Genomic DNA, 14,398 nt, shown 5'->3' with positions numbered 1-14,398 from the left:
GGACGACAGCCCGCGCGGCCCGGGGAACGGCGCTGCCGGGAGTCTTGCGAGTGCGCCGGTGGCACCCGGCCCGGCCGCCTGCCGAGCCACCCAGAACGACCCGGCACGGGGCCGGAGTTCACCCGCCCCCCTCCCCCACGGAGGCGGCGGATGCCGGCGCGGTATCGACCCCGTGTTTGAGGACGTCGCAGGTGTGCTGGAACTCGTCCATCAACCGTGTCGCCTCGGCCATGAGAAGACCGTAGGGCTGTGCGGGGTCGCTGAGCGGCAAGGAGCTCTCGCGTGCGCCCTGTTCGAGCCGGTCACGGGCCTTCTGGGCTTCGGCGGCGGCCTCGCACAGTTTCTGCGACTGGTCCGGCAGGGCGTCTTCGTCGATCTGGCTGAGCAGTTCGGAGATGTGCGCGAGGGCAGCGAGGAAGTCGCCGTAGGCGCGGACGAAGTCACCGGGTCGCGCGGCCTCCTCGCTGTCGTGGTCCGCGCTCCACTGATCGAGGCTCCGGGCCATCGAGGCCACCTGGTAGGAGACGCGCTCCAGGGCGTCCACCACGGCCTGGTAGTCGGTGAAGGAGGTGCGGTGCCGGTGGCGCCGCCGCAGCCGGCGCGGGTTGTAGAAGGTGCTCTCCCAGGCGGTGTGCACGGATGCCTGTGCCTGCTGCACGATCGAGCCGAGCTGCGAGGCGCGCTCTCGCCAGTGCTGGGTGCGCTCGGCCTCCAGCTTCCCCTCGCGCAGCGCCGGGTACATGTCGCCGACGAGGTCGCACAGCGAGTGCGCCAGGGTGTGGATGCCGTATTCGGCGCTGCGGTAGCGCATCGGGGGCAGCACCAGGGTGTTCACCAGTATGCCGACGCCGCAGCCGATGAGCACCAGCACGATGATCTGGCCCAGTTGGGTCCAGCGCTCCGCGCTGCCGGTGGCCGAGACATAGGTGGAGAAGGCGAAGAACGCCGCCGTGGCCACTTGCGGACCCTGCGACCCCAGGGGCCGCCACCGGCCGATGGCCAGCGCCGCCAAGGCCACCAGCACGAACGTGAGCAGATACGGACCGGCGAGGAAGCCCAGCACTCCCTGTACGCCCACCCCCACGACCACCGCGCCGACGTAGCGCAGAGCCTGCACAAGTGACTGGTAGACGGTGACCTGCATGATCAGCACCGCGGAGAACGGGGCGAACGCCGGGGACGGGGCGCTCATGAGGTCGTGCGCGATCCACCAGCAGCTGGCCGCCGCCAGGGCGCTCTTGGCGATGAGGGTGAGGGTGTGCCGCTCGTAGCCGTCCGAGCGCGCCCGGCGCAGCCACTGCTTCGTACGCGCCCATGGGCCTTGGGCTGCCGCCTGGGTGCGCTGCGGTCCCGCAGCGGTCTCGGCCATCTTCACTCCCCGGGGTGTTCTCGTTCCGCGCCGCTTCCGGGCCAGGAGGGGGGTACCCCGGCAGCGCCATCACAGCCTGTGGCACAAGTCACAGCAGCCTCATCCGGCGCGCGGCATGGCACGGAAGAGATGTGCCGGAACCACGGCACGTCCACCTGCTGGACATGTGCGCGCCCCGGCCGGGCCGCGTGTCCGGTACGAAATCCGCTGCCGTGTACGAGGGTTGGGGACTCCTCTGAAAAACAGATGGCTTACAACGGAAACATCTGTTGGACAGAATTCAAGCCCCGCTCAAGGATGTCCCCTGCGGTAGCACAGTCAACGCGACACCACGATGCACTACCGCCCGAGTGGAGGCTGAAATGCCGAGTGAAGAGACTGAAGTAGTCGTCGTCGGGGCGGGCCAGGCAGGCGTGGCCATGAGCGAGCACCTGGGAGCCCACGGTGTACCGCACCTCGTTCTGGAGCGGCACCGGATCGCCGAGCGATGGCGCTCCGAGCGGTGGGATTCCCTGGTCGCGAACGGGCCCGCGTGGCACGACCGGTTCCCGGGGCTGGAGTTCCCCGACGTGGCCCCCGACGCGTTCGCGTCCAAGGAGCAGATAGCGGACTACTTCGTCGCATACGCCGAGAAGATCGATGCCCCGGTCCGGTGCGGTGTCGAGGTGACCTCGGTGCGCAAGCACGCGGGCCGGCCCGGGTTCCGGGTCGAGACGTCGCAGGGCTCCATCGACGCGCGCTTCGTGGTGGCCGCGACCGGGCCGTTCCAGCGGCCGGTCATCCCGCCCATCGTCCCCGAAGGCGCCGTTCCCACACAGATCCACTCCAGCGGGTACCGCAACCCGGGGCAGTTGCCCGAGGGCGCCGTCCTCGTGGTCGGGGCGGGTTCCTCGGGGGTCCAGATCGCCGACGAGCTGCGCCGCTCCGGGCGGCGGGTCTTCCTCTCCGTCGGTCCGCACGACCGCCCGCCCCGCCAGTACCGCGGGCGTGACTTCTGCTGGTGGCTGGGTGTGCTCGGGCTCTGGGACGCGGAGACGCCGCCGCAAGGTGCCGAACATGTCACCATCGCGGTCAGCGGCGCCCGCGGCGGTCACACGGTGGACTTCCGTGCGCTGGCCGGCACCGGCATCGAGCTTGTCGGCCTGACCGCGTCCTACGACGACGGCGTGCTGCGCTTCGCACCGGACCTCGCCTCGAACATCGCGCTCGGCGACGCCAAGTACCTGGCACTTCTCCAGGCGGCCGACGCGTACGTCGAGCGCAACGGGCTCGACCTCCCCCAGGAGCCGGAGGCCCACGTCCTCGGTCCCGACCCGGAGTGCGTGACCGATCCCCGGCTCGAACTCGACCTGGCCGGGGCCGGGGTCACCTCGATCGTGTGGGCCACGGGGTTCGCCACCGATTACAGCTGGCTGGAGGTCGACGCGTTCGACGAGAGAGGCCGGCCCGACCAGCGACGCGGACTCTCCTCGGAGCCCGGCGTCTATTTCCTGGGCCTGCCCTGGCTCTCCCGGCGCGGATCGAGCTTCATCTGGGGGGCCTGGCACGACGCCAGGTACATCGCCGACCACATCGCGACCCGGCGGGGCTACCTCGCGTACGGCACCACCGACGGGCCCGGCGCCGCGCCGGCCGCCCCGGAGAACTGAGGAGCAGATGATGACCTCCGCCAACGAGAGCCGACCGGTGAAGGCCCCCGTCGTCGCCGGCGGGCACACCCGGATCCGCCCGTTCAACACGCGTGACACCTATCCCGAGCAGAACCTCGACAACGACCTGTGCCAAGCCGTCGTCGCCGGCAACACGGTGTATGTCCGAGGCCAGATCGGACAGGACCTCGACACCAGCGAGTCCGTGGGCATCGGCGATGCCGAAGCGCAGGCCGAACAGGCCATGGCGAACATCAAGATGCTGCTCGAAGAGGCGGGCAGCCGGATGGAGCACCTGGTCAAGCTGACGATCTACCTGATCGACCCGCGCTACCGCGAGGCGGTGTACCGCACCGTGGGCCGCTGGACCAAGGGCGTCCACCCGATCTCCACGGGCCTGGTGGTCTCCGCCCTGGCCCGCACCGAGTGGCTGTGCGAGATCGACGCGGTCGCGGTGATTCCCGAGGAGGAGCGGGCATGACGTTCTCCCTGGTGGTCCGCGACGGCGACAGGTTCGGTATGGCCGCCAGCTCGTCGAGTCCGGCGGTCGCGGCCCGGGTCGTCCATCTGCGCCCGGGGGTCGGCGCCGCCGCTTCGCAGAACATCACCGACCCGACGATCGGCACGAGTCTGCTGGAAGGGCTGGCGGAGCACGGCGACGCGGAACGCGCCCTGGCCGGCGTCACCGGCGCGGCGCGGCACGCGAAGAGCATCGAATACCGTCAGCTGACCGTGCTGGGCCGCTCCGGGCCGGGGTTCGCGTACAGCGGCTCCCGGACGCTGGGCACACATGCCTCGGCCACCGCGGAGGGGGCGGTGGCGGCCGGCAACATGCTGTGCGGCGAGCACATCCCCAGGGTCCTCCTGGACGCCTGGTCCGCCGCCACCGGAGAGCTGGAAGAGCGTCTGCTCGCCGCCATGAAGGCCGCCGTGGCGGCCGGCGGCGAGGAGGGCCCGGTGTACTCGGCGGGCCTGGCGGTCGTCGCGGACGTCGAGTGGCGGGTGACCGACTTGCGGGTGGACTGGGCCGAGGATCCCGTGGACCGGCTCGGCGAACTCCTCGACGTCTGGCTGCCGCAGCGGGACGATTACGTACGGCGCGGCCTCGACCCCGCCTCCTCCCCTTCGTACGGCGTCCCGGGCGACCTGTGATGGGCGGGCTGAAAGAGGCGGCCCGGCAGGCGGTCGAGCGGCACGCCGGGGAACTGATCGGCCTCTCCGAGCGGCTGCACGCCGACCCGGAGACCGCCTGGGAGGAGCACCGGGCAGCCGCCGCCGTACCCGGGCTGCTGGAGCGCGCCGGATTCGACGTCACCTCCTCCTACCTGGGGCTGGAGACCGCCTTCTTGGCCCGGTTCGGCAGCGGGCCCGTCCGGATCGCGCTGTGCGCCGAATACGACGCGCTGCCCGGCCTCGGCCACGCCTGCGGGCACAACCTCATCGCGGCGAGTTCGGTCGGCGCCGCGCTCGGCCTGGCCGCCGTCGCCGACGACGCCGGGCTCACCGTGGAGGTCTACGGCACCCCGGCCGAGGAGGGCGGCGGCGGCAAGATCGAGATGCTGGACCGTGGCGCCTTCGCGGGGGCCGACCTGGCGATGATGGTGCATCCGGCGCCGGTCGATGTGGCCGAGGCCCGTCCGTTCGCGGTCAGCCACTCGGAGGTCTCCTACACGGGGAGGTCCGCGCATGCCGCCGCCTACCCGGAGGCCGGGGTCAACGCGGCCGACGCCTTCACCGTGGCCCAGGTCGCCATCGGGCTGCTCCGCCAGCAGTTGCCTGCCTCGTCCAGGGTGCACGGTGTGGTGACGCACGCCGGGGACGCGCCGAACGCCATCCCCGAGCGTTCGCGGGGACGCTGGTACGTCAGGGCCGAGACCCTGGCCGAACTGGCCGAACTGGAGCCGCGCGTGGTGCGGGCCTTCGAGGCGGGCGCTCTGGCGACGGGATGCGAACTGGAGATCAGACCGGAGAGCAAGCCGTACGCGGAGTTCCGCACGGACGAGACCGCCCTGGGGCACTACCGTGCGAACGCCCTCGCCCTGGGCCGGAAGTTCGCGCCGCCCGGCCAGGCCGCACGGATGAACCGCGCTTCCACCGACATGGGCAACGTCTCGCAGGTGGTGCCGGCCATCCACCCCTACATCGGCATCGGGTCCCTGCCCGCCACCAACCATCAGCACGAGTTCGCCGCGTACTGCGTCGGCGGGACGGCGCAGCGCGCTCTGCTCGACGCGGCGGTCGCGCTGGCCTGGACCGGCGTGGACCGGTGCGCGCCGGCCGGGAGCGCGGCGTGACGGGGCGGCTCGCGGACGCGGCGGCACCGGCCGGCCGTGTGCCGCCGCCGGAGCCGGGCGGCCTTTCGCCCGGGTCCGGCCGGGCCGGGGCCGATCCGGGCGGTGCGCGATGACGGCCCCCGCACCCGGCCGGGCTCCGGGACCGGATGCGCCGGCCGCATCGGCTGTGGCGCGCCTGCCCGGTACTCCCGCCACCGCCGGAACCCGTCCCCGCTGGCGGCCGTCCGCCGCTCCCCTCCCTCCCCCACTCCCCGGAGGACACCCATGTCCCTGACCCCAGGCCCCCGGCCCAGTGCCCCGGCTGCCGCGAGGTACCGGACGGAACACGACATGCTCGGTGACGTCGAGGTGCCGGCCGACGCCTACTACGGGGCGCACACCGTGCGGGCGGTGGAGAACTTCCCCCTCACCGGGGAGACGCTTGCCGCCCGTCCGCACCTGATCCGGGCCCTGGCCGCGGTGAAGCACGCCGCGGCCGGCGCCAACGCCGACGTGGGCGCCCTCGACCCCGCGCTCGCCTCGGCCATCGCCGACGCCTGCGAAGGGATCCGTGACGGCGGGTTGCGGGACCAGTTCGTGGTGGACCTCATCCAGGGCGGTGCGGGCACGTCGGTCAACATGAACGCCAACGAGGTGATCGCCAACCGGGGCCTGGAGCTGCTGGGGCGGCCTCGCGGGGAATACTCCGTGCTGCATCCGCTCGACCATGTCAACCTCGGGCAGAGCACCAACGACGTCTATCCGACCGCGGTGAAACTGGCGCTGGACGCGCACATCGCCGAACTGCTCGCCGCCTTGGCCGGGCTGCGGGAGGCGTTCGCCGCCAAGGCCGCCGAGTTCGCGGATGTGCTCAAGATCGGCCGCACCCAGTTGCAGGACGCCGTGCCCATGACGCTGGGCCAGGAGTTCGGGGCGTTCGCCGCCACCTTGGCCGAGGACCAGCAGCGGCTCGCCGAGGCCCGGGTACTGCTGCACGAACTCAACCTCGGCGGCACCGCCATCGGCACCGGACTCAACGCACGCCCCGGCTACCGGGAGCGCGCGGTGGAGCGTCTGCGCCGGCTGACGGGGATACCGACGCTCATCTCCTCGCCCGACCTCATCGAGGCCACTCAGGACGTCGGCGTCTTCGTCCAGCTGTCCGGCGTGCTCAAGCGCGTCGCGGTGAAACTCTCCAAGATCTGCAACGACCTGCGTCTGCTGTCCTCGGGGCCGCAGGCCGGACTCGGCGAGATCTCCCTCCCCGCGCGCCAGGCCGGATCGTCCATCATGCCCGGCAAGGTCAATCCGGTGATCCCCGAGGCGGTCAACCAGATCGCGTTCGAGATCATCGGCAACGATGTGACTGTCACGCTCGCCGCGGAAGGCGGCCAGCTCCAGCTCAACGCCTTCGAGCCGGTGATCTACCGGAGCCTGAGCGCCGGCCTCGGCCACCTCACGGCGGGGATCGCGGTTCTCACCGAACACTGCGTGCGGGGCATCACCGTCAACCGGCGCCGGCTCGCGGAGACGGTCGCCGCCTCCACCGGCGTGGTCACCGCGCTCAGTCCGGTACTCGGCTACGAGACCGCCTGCGCCATCGCGCTGGAGGCACACCACACCGGCCGGCCCGCGCTGGACCTGGTCCGCGAGCGCGAGCTGCTGACCGAAGCCCGGCTCCGCGAGCTGACCAGCCCCGCCTCCCTGACCGGCCTGCCCGTGCCCTGACGCGGGCAGAGCGTCGGCGGCCCCGCACAGCTCCGCTTCTCCACCCATCCCACGAGGAGGCGCGCATGCCTACCTGTAACACCACGACGACGACCGAGGCCGAGGTGGCCACCGATGTGGTCGCACTGCGCAGGAGCGTCGCCGCGGGAGCCGTCGGCGTGTTCGTGCACTGGTTCGACTGGGCGGCCTACGCCTATCTCGCCGGTACCGTCGCGACCGTGTTCTTCCCGGCCGAGAACAGCACGACCGGACTGCTCGCGGTCTTCGGCGTGTTCGCCGTCTCCTTCGGCATCCGGCCGATCGGGGCCCTGGTGTTCGGTCCCCTCGGTGACAGGATCGGCCGCAAGCGGACCCTGTCCCTGGTCATCTTCATGATGTCGGGCGCGACCATGACGATCGGTCTGCTTCCCGGCTACGGCTCGATAGGGATCGCGGCGCCGGTGCTTTTGGTGGCCCTGCGGCTGATCCAGGGCTTCGCCGCGGGCGGCGAGTTCGGCAGCGCGGCCAGCTTCCTCGCCGAGAGCGCACCGCGGCGGCGCCGCGGATTCGGGGTGAGCTGGCTGGAGGTCGGCTCGCTGCTCGGCTTCCTCGCCGGCTCGTTCGTCTTCCTGCTGCTGTCCACCGGGCTCGATGACCACCAGCTCACCTCCTGGGGCTGGCGCATCCCCTTCCTCGTCTCCGGGCCGCTGGGCGTCATCGGCTTCATCATCCGCAACAAGATCGAGGACACCCCGGAGTACCGGGCCCTCGAAGCCAACGACACCGTCTCGCGCAGCCCCGCGCGGGAGCTGCTGCGCACCCACAAGCGGCAGCTGCTCCAGGCGGCGGGCCTGATGGCGGCGATGCACGTGCCCTTCTACGCGGTGCTGACCTACCTCGTCACCTACGAGACCGACCACCTGGGCCACACGGCCGACAGCGCGGCCCTGCTGTCCACCGTCATCTCGCTGCTGGGGCTGGTGCTCGTGCCGCTGTTCGGCAGGCTCTCCGACCGCGTGGGACGCAAGCCGGTGTTCATCGGGGCGACGGCGGCCCTGCTGGTCGTCTCCACCCCGGCCTTCCTCCTGATGCGGACCGGGCTCGCCGGAACGTGGGCCGCCGGTCTGCTGCTCGGCACGATCCTGGCGGCGATCCTCGGCACCTACGCGGTGTGGTCGGCGGAGATCTTCCCCACTCGTACGCGGCAGAGCGGGCTGTCCATCGCCTACAACATCACCGCCGCGCTGTTCGCCGGGACGGTGCCCTACCTGATGACCGTGCTCATCTCCTCGACGGGCAGCACTCTGGTGCCCGGCCCGTACCTGATGCTGTTCGCCGCGGGCGGCCTGGCCGCCGCCCTGTCCCTGAAGGAGACCGCCGGCTCCGCGCTGCTGCGCGCCGAGGACGTCCCCGACGCGCCTTCGGAACGGGGCCCGGAGGAGGAGCCCGAAGCGGTCGGCGCCCACAAGTGAGCACAGCGCGTTTCGTCGCGGCGCCCGGTGATCCACCGAAGCGTTCACCGGGCGCCGCCGCATAGGGTCGGGCAGGACACGGTTCACCAGGCACAAAGGGCTCGCATGACCGCACCGTTGGGTTTCACCCTTGTTCAGCTCCGGTACTTCCTGGTCGCGGCCGAGCGCGGCTCGATAACGGAGGCGTCGCTGGAGCTGCACATCGCGCAGTCCGCCGTGTCGTCGGCCATCTTCAACCTGGAACGGGATCTGCAGGCGCAGCTGTTCATCCGCCGGCGGGGCCGGGGGCTGACCCTGACACCGGCCGGGGAGAGGCTCCAGCAGCAGGCGCGGGATCTGCTGGCGCGCGCCCGGGATGTCGAACGGGAGGCGAGGGGAGACGGCGAGACCATCTCCGGGCCGGTGGCCGTCGGCTGTTTCGTGACCCTGGCCCCCTACTATCTGCCGCCCCTGTTCAGCGAGTGCACCAGACGCTATCCGAGCATCGAGATCGATGTGATGGAGGCGGAGACGGACCAGCTCGTCCACGCGCTGGCGGCGGGGCGCATCGACTTCGCTCTCACCTACGACCTGGGCCTGGCGGCGGAGCCGGAGCTGCACAGCGAGACCATCGCCCACGCACCGGCCTATGTCATCGTTTCAGCCCATCACCCGCTGGCCGGCCGGGAAAGTGTGGCGCTGACCGAACTGTCCGCCGAGCCGCTTGTCCTGCTGGACCTCCCGCACAGCCGCGACTACTTCCACTCACTGGTGGCCGCCCACGGCACCGCACCCGATGTCCGCTACCGCACCCGGAGCTATGAGACGGTGCGCTCCCTGGTGGCCCGGGGGCTCGGATATTCCGTCCTCAACCAGCGGCCGGCCACCAGTCAGACCTACAGCGGCGGCGATATCGCGGAACTTCACCTCCGGGACGCCGGTCCCCCGCTCGAAGTCCGGCTCGTCTCGATGGAGGGCGTGGCCCAGACCGCCCGCGCCCGAGCGGTGATGGACCTGCTGCGGGAGGTCACCGCCCGGCCCGCCGAGGTATGAGCCGCCGCCGCTCCCGGGGCGGGCGGGCCTACCGTGAACGGAGATTCAACGGGCCCGTACGCCCCGGGCGGCCTGGTCAGTGTGCCGTCACAGGATTTCGATTTCCTTCACCTTCGGCGGGCGGTTCGGGAAGGAGATCTCGTGCCACCGCGGGATTTTCACCGAATCGCCATTCGCGTCGTAGTAGATCAAGTCGTTATTGCCTGTGGAGATCTTGTCGACCCACCATCCTCCGAAGGAGGTCCTTCCGCGGTTCGCGTAGCAGTCCACGCTCTGCCGCCCGCCGTTGTGCGACCAGATCTTGAGGAAGTTCTCCCCGCCGCGGCAGGGAACATGGTCGATGGCCACAGCTGTGCCGGTCGGCACGGTGAGGCTGAACGCGGCGGCTACGGCGAACGCCACTGCCACGGAACGTGCGGCCTTCTTCGTCTTCGCGATCACAGGTTCTCCTTGCTCTGAATTCCGAACCGGGGGCCCAATTCGCAGCCACCATGAACCGCTTCGCGCCGAACACATTTCCGTTGAACCCGCCTCTGCGGACGACCCAACGGCTTGTCCCACGCTCGCGTAAATGAAGATCCTGTAAGGCCGTCGCACATGGCAATCGAGCGCGGAGTGCCCGACCGGAATACACCTATGAATGTCCCGATCACGCCCTATTGCTGCGGTTATCGCATTTCCGCACCGTGAATGGACGCCTCACATCCGAAAGGGCGCCCCGCACCCCTCCCACCCGGCGCTCGCACCGCTACGCGTACTGGGGCAACTCCAGCGCCGAGTGCGCCGAGTGCGCTTCCTCCGCACTCGCCGTGGCCAGCAGCCGGGCCGCCGCGTCCGGGTCGCGCAGCGCCTCGTTGCGGGCCTCCAGCATCTCTCGCGTCGTCGGCGTCACCACTGTGCCCCCGCTGGTGGCCAGCGCCTGGTTGCGCTCCGCGAAGGGCCGCATCCTGCGCTCGTACGCCGCGAAGGCGTCCCCGTGATCCGGATGCGTGGCGAGTTCACCGGCCAGCACGTACGCGCCCACCAGCGAGACGCTGGACCCCTGACCCGAGAGAAACGAGGTCGCGTGGGCGGCGTCGCCCGCCAGCGCCACGCGGCCCCGGGACCAGGTGGGCAGGTGGATCTGGCTCACGATGTCGAAGAAGAGGTCGTCGGCCTCCCGCATCGCCTCCACCAGGCGCGGCACGTGCCAGACCTGTTCCGGGAAGCGCGTGGCGACCAGGTCGCGTTGGGCCTTCGGGTCCCGGAACGCCTCGAAGGGCGGGGTCTCGCGGGTGAAGGTGAGGAAGCCGTGCAGGCGCTCGGCGGGCTCGTGGGCGTAGAGGACCGCGCTGCGTCCCGGCTCGTTCCAGATGACGCCCGTGTGCGCGAGTTCGAACTCGTTGGGCAGCGTGAAGCCCGCGAAGACGTGCCCGAGGTAGCGGTGGAAGGGCTCCTCGGGGCCGAAGACCAGGCGGCGCGTGTTCGAGTGCAGTCCGTCCGCTCCGATCACGAGGTCGAAGGTGCGGCGCGTGCCGCTGTCGAGGACGACGTGCACGGCGTCCCCGTCGTCTTCCAGCGTCGCGATCGAGTCGCCGAAGAGGAATTCGACCTGGTCCCGCAGCGGTGTGTAGAGGGCCTCGGCCAGATCGCCGCGCCGGATTTCGAGGTCGAGGCCCCCTTCGCCGCCGGTCACCTGCTCGGGCATCAGGGAGGCGACGGTCTCCCCCGCCGCGTCCACGAAGGTGATCCGCTGGGTGTCCACGTGCGCCTCGCGCAGCCGTGGCAGCAGGCCCATGCGGGCCACGACCTCGCGGGCCGTGCCCCGTATGTCGATCGCGTACCCGCCGCCGCGCACGGCGGCGGCCTTCTCGACGACGGTCACTTCGAAGCCGTACCGGTTGAGCCAGTACGCGAGAGCGGGGCCCGCGATACTCGCTCCGGAGATCAGTACGCGGCGGGCGGGCCGGGGTGCGTTGTTCATGGCGTGACACCTTTCGGCCGGGGCGTGCCCGGCATGAAGGCGGTACGTGCCGCACGAGCGGCAAAGATACGTACCTTAGATATCCTTATGGAGGCCATACGGCTCCCTTGTCGGGGGCGGCCGTCCCCCACGATATAGATACCTAACTCAGGTATGCAAATGGAGGTGTGATGCCCGCCGAGTCCCCCGGGCCGCCCGTACCGGACAACCCGCCCGCCGCCCTGCTCGCCATGCTGCCCCGGCTCACCCAACTCAGCGCCGCATTCACCAAGGGCCGGCTCACGGACCGGGCCACCGAGGCAGCCGGGCTCGCCGTCGACCGGCCCGCGATAGGGGTGCTGATGACCCTCCGCACGGCCGGCAAACCGCTGCGGGTCGGCGAAATCGCAGACCGTATGCAGGTCGTGGGCCCGCACGTCACCCGGCAGGTCCAGGCCCTGGAGAAGCGCGGCTTCGTACGCCGTGTCGCCGACCCGCACGACCGCCGGGCGAGCCTGATCGAACTGACCGAAGCAGGCATGGAGGGGGCCGACCGGTATGTGACCTCCCTGTTCGGCTGGTTCGACGAAGCCCTCACCGACTGGCCCGCACAGGACCGCGCCGACCTCACCCGACTCCTCGCCCGGCTCGTCGATGACGTCACCGCCCGGCTGGCGCGCTTCGAGGAGAACGGCGGGCACGGCGGGCACGGCGGGCACGGCACGAACGACCTGGGCTGAACAGGACGCCGCCCGGCCGGCCCGTTACGCGTCCGCCCCCGGGGCGCCGGTGCCCAGGAAGGCCCGGCTGTATGCCACCGGGGCGAGGCCCACACAGCGCACGTGGCGGCGCAGGTTGGCCGCGCTGCCCAGGCCGCCGGCGGCCGATATCCGCTCCACTCCACGGGCAGCGCCGTGGTCTCCAGCAGAAGCCGCGCACGGCGCACGCGCTCGCGCAGCAGCCAGCCCATGGGCGGCATCTCGACCGTCTCCTCGAAGCGGCGGGCCGGCGTGCGGCGGCTCACGCCCGCCTCACGTGCCAGGTCGTCGAGGACGACGTCGCTCGGACAGGCGATCGTGCCGTTGACGGGGGGCTACTACATCGCCACCGCGCTGCGCGTTGACCAGGTGTACGCCTTCGGTTTCGCCTCGGTCATCCTCGCGCTGGCGGTCGCGGCGAACCTGGCGGGGCTGCGACTGAGCGGTCGCATGCGGCTGGCGCTCTCGGGCGGTGTCGCGCTGCTGCTCCTGGCGGCGACGCTGTCGGCACTCCCCCACGTCCGCGCCGCGGCGTTCTCCTCCTTCGCGCCGCACGGCCTGTCCGGTATCGCCCACGGGGCCCGTCGTGCTGTTCTTCGCCTTCGCAGGCTGGGAGGCGGTCGCCCATCTGGCGGGCGAGTTCCGGGATGTACGCCGCGACCTGACCCGCGCGACCGTGGCCACCGTCGCCGTGGTCGTGGTCCTGTACCTGGGCGTCTCCTTCGCCGTCGTCGGTAACGGCACCTACGGCGATCCCCGGCTGGACCGGATCGCGGTGGGCCGGGTGCTCGGCGCGGGGCTGGGGTTCAGTGCCACCGTGGCCGCCGCCGTGCTCGCCACCGTGATCAGTCTCGGCACCACCAACGCCTTCATCGCGGCTGTCTCCCGGCTGGGCCTCGCACTGGGGCGCGACGGCTGGCTGCCCGCCCCTCTGGCGCGGCGCAACGGCCGCGAGGTCCCCGTGGCCGGTGTGCCGACGGTGGGCGCGATCGGTGCGGCCGGGCTGGCCGTGAGCCGGCTCGGCGGCTGGGGCACCGAGGGCATCGTCGGGCTCCCGGCGTCGCTGGTGCTGGTGACCTATCTCGTCGGCACCGCGGCCGGGGCACGTCTGCTGTCGGGCCGGCCCCGCGTCTGCGCCCTGACCGCGCTGGTCCTCACCGCGGTGATCACGCCCTTCGCCGCGGGGTACATCGCCGTCCCCGTACTCGTCGCGGTCCTCGCTCTCGCCTACCGGTGGCCCCGGTCCCGGCTTCCGGTGAGGCTGGGGTGAGCGTGCGGCGGCCGGGCACCCGCCTCGGGGGACAGCGCGAAAGCCGCGTACTGCGCGGGGTGGTGGACGGCCGAGCCCTGCGGTATCGCGGCGTTGCCTGCGCGCCCCACCGGCCGGTGAGCGGCGGTGGCGCCCGCCTGCCCCTACCCCCCAGGCCGTGGCCCGGTGTCCGCGACGCCTCGCGCTCCGGGCCGCCCTGCCCCCGGCGGGACACCCGCGGCACCAGCGAGAACTGCCTGCGCCTGGATGTCACAGCACCGCGCGGGGCGGTGCGCTCCGGGGACAGGCCCGGGAGTCCCGGCGACAGGCCCGTGAGGGTGTGGCTTCGCTGCGGCGGGTCCGTGGCGGCACGGGAAGCAGCGAGATCCATCCGGCCGGATGGCCGCCCGGGGGCAACGTCGTGGCCGTCTCTGTGGACTTCCGGCTCGGTGCCCTCGGCCTGTCCGGGCTTCCGGGGGTGCCCGGTTCGGGACTGTTCACGCTGCGCGACCAGCAGGCGGACGCGGGGCCCGACGGGCGCCTCCCACGCGGCCGAACCGCTGTACCTGTTCGACACCAAGGGCACGCCCACGCTGCGGACCTCGAGGGCCGTCCGCTGTCCTACACGGCCCGGGAGCGTCGGCCGGCGGACGAGATGACGGACGCCTGGACGTGGTTCGCACACACGGGGCGATCGGGGCCTGTCGGTACGCGGCCCACACCTCGGGCAATGGCGGATCAGGCCGGGGCCGCCCGCCGCCGGCTCCCCCATGTCGAGGTCCAACAGGACGACGTCCGGGGCCCGTTCGGTCACCCGCACGACGACCACGGCGCCGTCGCGCGCCTCCCCTGACGACTTCGATGCCCGTCAGGCCGCCGAGCCTCGTGGTCGTGCCTCGTCACATCGGGTGCTCGTGCTCCGGCGCACCATGCCAGTGACGCGGGGT

At 71.6% G+C, this 14,398-nt stretch carries 15 protein-coding genes; 11 read left to right on the top strand and 4 right to left on the bottom strand.

All coding sequences use genetic code 11. The annotated features are described in order from the left end of the window. Window positions 1-118 precede the first annotated feature (118 nt). Window positions 119-1,369, bottom strand: coding sequence for an FUSC family protein (locus ABD339_RS19750; protein ID WP_344567703.1), 1,251 nt, complete (start codon window positions 1,367-1,369; stop codon window positions 119-121). Between the two features lie 362 nt (window positions 1,370-1,731). Here ABD339_RS19750 and ABD339_RS19745 point away from each other — a divergent pair, with 362 nt between their 5' ends. The 7 genes from ABD339_RS19745 (at window position 1,732) to ABD339_RS19715 (ending at window position 9,502) form a co-directional block, all read left to right on the top strand. Further along, window positions 1,732-3,018, top strand: coding sequence for a flavin-containing monooxygenase (locus ABD339_RS19745; RefSeq protein ID WP_344567702.1), 1,287 nt, complete (start codon window positions 1,732-1,734; stop codon window positions 3,016-3,018). A gap of 10 nt (window positions 3,019-3,028) precedes the next feature. Then, a complete protein-coding gene (locus ABD339_RS19740; protein WP_344567701.1) occupies window positions 3,029-3,499 on the top strand; it encodes a RidA family protein in 471 nt (156 codons plus the stop codon). Further along, complete coding sequence (locus tag ABD339_RS19735) at window positions 3,496-4,170, top strand: DUF1028 domain-containing protein (protein WP_344567700.1); 675 nt, start codon at window positions 3,496-3,498, stop codon at window positions 4,168-4,170. Before ABD339_RS19740 ends, ABD339_RS19735 begins: the two co-directional genes overlap by 4 nt. Beyond that, window positions 4,170-5,312 (top strand): M20 family metallopeptidase, encoded by a 1,143-nt coding sequence (locus ABD339_RS19730; RefSeq protein ID WP_344567699.1) that lies wholly within the window; start codon window positions 4,170-4,172, stop codon window positions 5,310-5,312. Before ABD339_RS19735 ends, ABD339_RS19730 begins: the two co-directional genes overlap by 1 nt. A 264-nt stretch (window positions 5,313-5,576) precedes the next feature. Next, window positions 5,577-7,019 (top strand): aspartate ammonia-lyase, encoded by a 1,443-nt coding sequence (locus tag ABD339_RS19725; protein ID WP_344567698.1) that lies wholly within the window; start codon window positions 5,577-5,579, stop codon window positions 7,017-7,019. 65 nt (window positions 7,020-7,084) lie between these two features. Next, window positions 7,085-8,470, top strand: coding sequence for an MFS transporter (locus ABD339_RS19720; protein WP_344567697.1), 1,386 nt, complete (start codon window positions 7,085-7,087; stop codon window positions 8,468-8,470). 105 nt (window positions 8,471-8,575) lie between these two features. Beyond that, entirely contained in the window at window positions 8,576-9,502 is a 927-nt protein-coding gene (locus ABD339_RS19715; protein WP_344567696.1) for a LysR substrate-binding domain-containing protein, read from the top strand. 87 nt (window positions 9,503-9,589) lie between these two features. On the opposite strand, the gene ABD339_RS19710 is transcribed toward ABD339_RS19715, so the two are convergent. Both ABD339_RS19710 and ABD339_RS19705 read right to left on the bottom strand, forming a co-directional pair. After that, complete coding sequence (locus ABD339_RS19710) at window positions 9,590-9,943, bottom strand: beta/gamma crystallin domain-containing protein (protein WP_344567695.1); 354 nt, start codon at window positions 9,941-9,943, stop codon at window positions 9,590-9,592. A 307-nt stretch (window positions 9,944-10,250) separates the two neighbouring features. Then, a complete protein-coding gene (locus ABD339_RS19705) occupies window positions 10,251-11,465 on the bottom strand; it encodes an FAD-dependent monooxygenase (RefSeq protein ID WP_344567694.1) in 1,215 nt (404 codons plus the stop codon). Between the two features lie 170 nt (window positions 11,466-11,635). Between ABD339_RS19705 and ABD339_RS19700 the strand changes: the two genes are divergently transcribed. Then, window positions 11,636-12,184: a MarR family winged helix-turn-helix transcriptional regulator gene (locus tag ABD339_RS19700; protein ID WP_344567693.1), complete on the top strand. Its 549-nt coding sequence runs from the start codon at window positions 11,636-11,638 to the stop codon at window positions 12,182-12,184. 24 nt (window positions 12,185-12,208) lie between these two features. Here the strand turns inward: ABD339_RS19700 and ABD339_RS19695 are convergent, their stop codons facing one another. Beyond that, window positions 12,209-12,343 carry a hypothetical protein gene (locus tag ABD339_RS19695; RefSeq protein WP_344567692.1) on the bottom strand — a complete coding sequence of 45 codons (135 nt, stop codon included), beginning with the start codon at window positions 12,341-12,343 and terminating at the stop codon, window positions 12,209-12,211. A 445-nt stretch (window positions 12,344-12,788) separates the two neighbouring features. Here ABD339_RS19695 and ABD339_RS19690 point away from each other — a divergent pair, with 445 nt between their 5' ends. From ABD339_RS19690 to ABD339_RS19685, 3 genes are all read left to right on the top strand, one after another. Further along, the gene (locus ABD339_RS19690; protein ID WP_344567691.1) at window positions 12,789-13,472 is read left to right on the top strand and encodes an amino acid permease; all 684 of its coding nucleotides are present in this window, start codon (window positions 12,789-12,791) and stop codon (window positions 13,470-13,472) included. After that, window positions 13,436-14,110, top strand: coding sequence for a carboxylesterase family protein (locus ABD339_RS33865; RefSeq protein ID WP_425576034.1), 675 nt, complete (start codon window positions 13,436-13,438; stop codon window positions 14,108-14,110). Before ABD339_RS19690 ends, ABD339_RS33865 begins: the two co-directional genes overlap by 37 nt. A gap of 71 nt (window positions 14,111-14,181) precedes the next feature. Beyond that, window positions 14,182-14,304: a hypothetical protein gene (locus ABD339_RS19685; protein ID WP_344567690.1), complete on the top strand. Its 123-nt coding sequence runs from the start codon at window positions 14,182-14,184 to the stop codon at window positions 14,302-14,304. The last annotated feature ends 94 nt before the right edge of the window (window positions 14,305-14,398 follow it).

It is taken from the genome of Streptomyces axinellae, from assembly GCF_039532135.1.
Lineage (GTDB): Bacteria > Actinomycetota > Actinomycetes > Streptomycetales > Streptomycetaceae > Streptomyces > Streptomyces axinellae.
Note: the sequence above shows the minus strand (reverse complement) of the source record. Positions and strands in the feature narration are given on the sequence as shown.